The sequence below is a fragment of the Sphingobacterium sp. UBA7253 genome, assembly GCF_002472745.1.
Taxonomy (GTDB): domain Bacteria; phylum Bacteroidota; class Bacteroidia; order Sphingobacteriales; family Sphingobacteriaceae; genus Sphingobacterium; species Sphingobacterium siyangense.
The window spans coordinates 25411-30295 of record NZ_DKSP01000112.1; the positions used below are offsets into that span (position 1 = coordinate 25411).

The following is a 4885-nucleotide window of genomic DNA, read 5'->3' on the forward strand; positions in this document are numbered from 1 at the left end:
GCAGGCTGATGGGAAGTGGAATAACGGTGCTTAATGCACTCCCCAAGGTTGCCCCGATAAAAAACAGCGGGGTGACTTCTCCGCCTTTAAATCCGGCAGAAAGGGTGAAAGTCGTTAAAAGCAATTTGATGATAAAGTCATAATAATTCGACTGATCGACAAATGCGTTCTGAATCATGGGGATACCAAGTCCAATATAGTTACTGCTATGGAATAAAGTAATGATAAGTACTAAAATAATACCGCCGATCACTGGTCTAAGCAGAGGATATTTAATTCGTTTGAATTGAAGGCTAAAGAAATCGCTGGCAAATGTAAAAAGCCATGCTGTAATACCGAATAGAATGCCTGCGGCGAGGCTAAATCCAATATTGGTCAAGGACAGCATTGGAATAACATCATGAATTGGATAATGGGTGTGTGGAATATTCCATAATTGACAGCTGAAGTTCGCAAAATAGGCGGTAAATAAACAGGGCAGAATACCGAAATATCTTTTTTTGCCAATCAGTAGTACTTCCAGTCCGAATATCGTTCCGGCGAGCGGGGTGCCAAACACAGCGGCAAAGCCTGCAGTGATGCCGATCGAAATTAAGATGCGACGTTCAGTTTTATCGAAGTCAAACCAGCGATTAAGCTGATCGGAAACTGCTCCACCTATCTGTACAGCAGTTCCTTCACGACCTGCAGAACCCCCAAACAGATGTGTAAGTAAAGTTCCGAATAGGACAAGAGGCGCCATGATAAGCGGAATGCGGCGTTGGGGATGAAGGTATTCTTCAATCAGCAGGTTATTTCCTTTGCTTGCTGGATTTCCCCAATACTTATAGGACAATGCTATGGCAAATCCCGCTAGGGGAAGTCCATAAATTATCCAAGGATGAGCTTCTCGGTACTGCGTTACCCAATTGAGGGAAAAGAGAAAAAACGCACAAATAGAGCCTACGATGAAACCTATCGCACTACAGGAGATAAGCCATTTAAGAAAAAAATGAAGATTGCTTTGATTTGAATGTGTTATAGCCATAAGTCTACACTTTATATAAAATTGTTGTTTTATACTAAAATAGTAGACGTCATCAGCTTATTAAGGCGGTTCAGGGCAGACATCATTGCCATATATAGTTCAAATCTACAAAAAACGAATGATAATAGCAACCCAGCCTGCGATCATAAGTAATCCGCCGAGCGGGGTAATTGGGCCAAGAAACTTTAGATTCTTTTTCCAGTATTCAGCAAACGATAGAAAATATATACTTACCGAGAATAAAAGAGTTCCTAGTGTGATCAGATAAAATGCGACTCGTTCAGACTGAAGCTCAAAGTGGAAATTGAATCCCAGAATCAATAGGGTTAGCGCAGCATACATTTGATATCGAACGCCGACCTCAAAGGATTCCAGTTTTTCAGCTGATAGGAATTTTTTGAATGCATGGGCTCCAAATGCACCTAGGATAATAGCGAGTCCGCCAAATAGGGCGGCTGTGATGATGACAACGTTTTGCATGCCTAAATTTACTAAATTGCGGGTTTAATCATATCAATATGAAGGATTCCATAATCAGGGTAGGGCTCGGAAATTTGTTTAAACCCTAATTTTTCATAAAAGGATTTTAAATGAAATTGCGCACCTATCTGTATCTCACCTTCACCAAATTCTTTATAGAGCGATTCGATAGAATGAATCATTAATTGTTTGCTCAGACCGGTTCCGCGCGCTTCCTCGGCGACGATAACCCGACCAATCGAAGCTTGTGGGTAGGAAAGGCCCGGAGGAACCAATCTCGTGTATGCTATAATACGATCATCTTGTTCTGTCCACAGATGTAGACAGGCAAAATCTTTATCGTCCAATTCAGGATATAAACACTCCTGCTCCAAAACAAACACTTCCATTCGAAGCTTTAAAATACGATATAATTCTGTCGTGTTGAGTTCGTCAAAACTCTTTAGATTCCACTGAAAAGCCATAATTGAAATAAAAATAGAGTCAAATTATGTAATCGATATGGCTGGAAAGACATATCCAATTTAATTTGACTCTATTGATTTAAGCATTTTATGCAAGAAGACTTTTAACAACTTCAGAGATGGTTTTTCCATCTGCTTGTCCAGCAAGCTTTTGATTTGTGGCTCCCATTACTTTACCCATATCTTTAATGGAGGAAGCTCCTGTTTCGGCGATAATTGCTTTGACAATCGTTTCGACTTCTTCTCTGCTTAGTTGTTTTGGCAAATAAGCCTCAATTACTTTTTCTTCCTCAACTTCAATTTCATAAAGATCTTCACGGTTCTGAGTCTTGTAAATTTCAGCAGATTCGCGACGTTGTTTTACAAGTTTTTGTAAAACTTTAATCTCCGCCTCCTGATTAAGGTCTTCGGCATGACCTTTTTCTGTCTTTGCTAAGAGGATAGCTGCCTTAATTGCACGTAAGCCACGTAATTTTGCCGTGTCTTTTGCGATCATTGCGGCCTTAATGTCTTGATTTATTTGTATTTCTAATGACATGATATTTAAATTATTTTCGATTGACAATTGTGCCTGTCGCTTGCGCTGTAGGCATTATTAATAGATCGTTTATATTAACATGTGCAGGTCTGGTAATGACGAAAAGGATCGTTTCGGCAATATCTTTCCCTGTCAGGGCCTGCACACCATTATAGACATTTTTAGCTCTTTCCCGATCTCCATGGAAACGAACTTCCGAAAACTCCGTCTCCACCATCCCGGGGTCGATAGATGTTACTTTAATGCCCTGAGTTAACAAATCAATGCGCATAGCTTTAGTTAAAGCATCAACAGCATGTTTGGTAGCACAGTACACATTTCCATTCGGATAAACCTCTTTCCCTGCAATAGATCCTAAATTAACAATATGGGCGCCGTTTTCAGTATCCATAAGTGGTATCACAGATTTACTCACATACAGTAAACCTTTAATATTGGTATCAATCATTCTGTCCCAATCTCCGATATCACCATTTTGAATAGGATCCAATCCTTGGCTCAAACCAGCATTGTTGATGAGAACATTTATTTTCTTCCATGCTGGAGGCAGGCCCTCAATTTGATTCGCAACTTGTTCAGCATCGCGAACATCAAGCTCAAAAATATGGATCTGAATAGTAGGGTAGGCCGCTAACAATGCATCTTTTAATGCCTCTAAACGGTTTAACCTGCGCGCGCAAAGTAAAAGATTGTAACCTTCTTTCGCTAAAACTTCGGCACAAGCCTGACCAATTCCTGAACTTGCTCCTGTAATAAAAACTGTTTTAGTCATATAAAGTAACTCGTTGATATTAAAAATTAATCCGATTTCACTCAAAACCAGATCTTAGCTGGTACTATTTTGTAGCAATATAGATGGTACAGATACCAAATGTTTGCGGTCTAACAATAGTTTCATTAAAACCTGCCTTTTTGTTTATGGCAACGAACTTTTGGCCATCTGGAAATTGAGCAACAGATTCTGGTAGGTATTCATATGCACTGGAATCTTTTGAAAAGAATTTTCCAATGGTTGGTGTAATAAACTTGAAATAAAAATTATAAAGCTGTTTAATGGGGAATTTCTTTGGATTCGAAAATTCTAAAATAACAGCTTTCCCACCAGGTTTTAATACGCGGTATATGTCTGATAGGCCTTTCTCCAAGTTTTCAAAATTACGGACACCAAATGCTACGGTAACAGCGTCGAAAGTATTATCTTCAAATTGAAGCCTCTCTGAGTCTCCTAACGCTACCTCAAATTGATTATCTAATCCCTTGCTTGCAATTTTTTTCTTAGCGACTTCAAGCATTCCTTGGGAAATATCGACACCAATAATCTTTTTCGGATTCAAGATTTTAATTGATTCCAATGCAAAATCACCAGTTCCCGTCGCTACATCCAACATCAGTTGCGGTTTTATGGACTTCAAGGCATTGATGGCTTTTTTGCGCCATATAATGTCAATACCCAAAGACATGAAATGGTTTAAAAAATCATAGGAATGAGAGATGTTGTCAAACATATCTGCTACCTGTTTCTTCTTCCCATCGTTGGTATCTTTATAGGGTTTTAATGTTGAGGAGTCGTGCGTCATAGTTACAAAGATACAATATATGAATATTTTTTAGTGCTAAAAAAGGGATTTGTTTTCATCTTAAAGTCAGTTTGTTTTGATGATAGTCGAGGGGATTGATTTGCTTTTTACCATTTTGCTTATTCACAATGGCTTAAGTTATTAACATTTTTTAATGTGTTGATTTTAAGTGGTAATTTTTTATTTTCAACATCTTTTCAACAGTAAGTGTTGAAAACTCACTGTGTAAATCTGTGTCCTTCAAAGCTTTTTGAGGTTTCGGGTGTGATCGTTGAATTTCTCTGTGTGTAACTCCGTATGGTGGTGAATTTTATTTTTTATACATTTGTTATCCTATCTAAAATTTATAAGGATAGCAAAGCTATATTTCTGATATAATATCATGATGAACGACAGTAATTTTGAAGCGAATAACACGGATAATAACAAACGGGGTAATTATGGCGAACGTCGTACCAAATTAAATAATTTGGTGAGTGGTTTGGGTAAACTTCCGCCGCAGGCAGTGGATCTTGAGGAGGCTGTTTTGGGAGCTTTGATGCTTGAAAAGAATGCGCTGAGTGAAATTATTGATATTTTAAAACCGGAATCGTTCTATAAGGAATCACACCAAAAAATCTTTGAAGCGATTTTTGGCCTTTTTCAAAAGACTTCTCCAATTGATATATTAACCGTTACCTCGGAACTTAGACGGATGGGGGCTCTTGAAATGGTCGGCGGTGCCTATTATATTACGCAATTGACAGATCGCGTGGTTTCGGCAGCTAATATTGAGTATCATGCACGTATTATTTCACAG

General features: G+C 38.5%; 7 protein-coding genes and 1 riboswitch. Of the genes, 1 reads left to right on the forward strand and 6 read right to left on the reverse strand.

Features of this window, described 5'->3' with window-relative positions; all coding sequences use genetic code 11:
• The 6 genes from B2X72_RS10995 to ubiE form a co-directional block, all read right to left on the reverse strand.
• Nucleotides 1-1027 (reverse strand): chloride channel protein (locus tag B2X72_RS10995; protein ID WP_286849611.1); only part of this gene is annotated, 1027 nt, incomplete at its 3' end.
• A gap of 36 nt (nucleotides 1028-1063) precedes the next feature.
• A riboswitch (Fluoride riboswitch) is annotated at nucleotides 1064-1126 on the reverse strand.
• Nucleotides 1127-1132: 6 nt separating this feature from the next.
• Nucleotides 1133-1507, reverse strand: coding sequence for a DUF423 domain-containing protein (locus B2X72_RS11000; protein WP_088162179.1), 375 nt, complete (start codon nucleotides 1505-1507; stop codon nucleotides 1133-1135).
• A gap of 11 nt (nucleotides 1508-1518) precedes the next feature.
• Nucleotides 1519-1971 carry a GNAT family N-acetyltransferase gene (locus tag B2X72_RS11005; RefSeq protein ID WP_088162178.1) on the reverse strand — a complete coding sequence of 151 codons (453 nt, stop codon included), beginning with the start codon at nucleotides 1969-1971 and terminating at the stop codon, nucleotides 1519-1521.
• Between the two features lie 88 nt (nucleotides 1972-2059).
• On the reverse strand, nucleotides 2060-2509 hold the full coding sequence (locus B2X72_RS11010) for a GatB/YqeY domain-containing protein (RefSeq protein ID WP_286849613.1): 450 nt from the start codon (nucleotides 2507-2509) through the stop codon (nucleotides 2060-2062).
• A gap of 10 nt (nucleotides 2510-2519) precedes the next feature.
• Nucleotides 2520-3281: an SDR family NAD(P)-dependent oxidoreductase gene (locus B2X72_RS11015; protein WP_088162176.1), complete on the reverse strand. Its 762-nt coding sequence runs from the start codon at nucleotides 3279-3281 to the stop codon at nucleotides 2520-2522.
• A 64-nt stretch (nucleotides 3282-3345) separates the two neighbouring features.
• Entirely contained in the window at nucleotides 3346-4086 is a 741-nt protein-coding gene (ubiE, locus tag B2X72_RS11020; protein WP_145327023.1) for a bifunctional demethylmenaquinone methyltransferase/2-methoxy-6-polyprenyl-1,4-benzoquinol methylase UbiE, read from the reverse strand.
• Nucleotides 4087-4468: 382 nt separating this feature from the next.
• Between ubiE and B2X72_RS11025 the strand changes: the two genes are divergently transcribed.
• Nucleotides 4469-4885: DnaB-like helicase N-terminal domain-containing protein (locus B2X72_RS11025; protein WP_286849614.1), on the forward strand; the 417-nt coding region annotated here is incomplete at its 3' end.

Coding starts and splice junctions, on each gene's coding strand:
- B2X72_RS11005 (WP_088162178.1), bottom strand. CDS start 1,971: ATGGCTTTTCAGTGGAATCTAAAGAGTTTTGACGAACTCAACACGACA.
- B2X72_RS11010 (WP_286849613.1), bottom strand. CDS start 2,509: ATGTCATTAGAAATACAAATAAATCAAGACATTAAGGCCGCAATGATC.
- ubiE (WP_145327023.1), bottom strand. CDS start 4,086: ATGACGCACGACTCCTCAACATTAAAACCCTATAAAGATACCAACGAT.
- B2X72_RS11000 (WP_088162179.1), bottom strand. CDS start 1,507: ATGCAAAACGTTGTCATCATCACAGCCGCCCTATTTGGCGGACTCGCT.
- B2X72_RS11015 (WP_088162176.1), bottom strand. CDS start 3,281: ATGACTAAAACAGTTTTTATTACAGGAGCAAGTTCAGGAATTGGTCAG.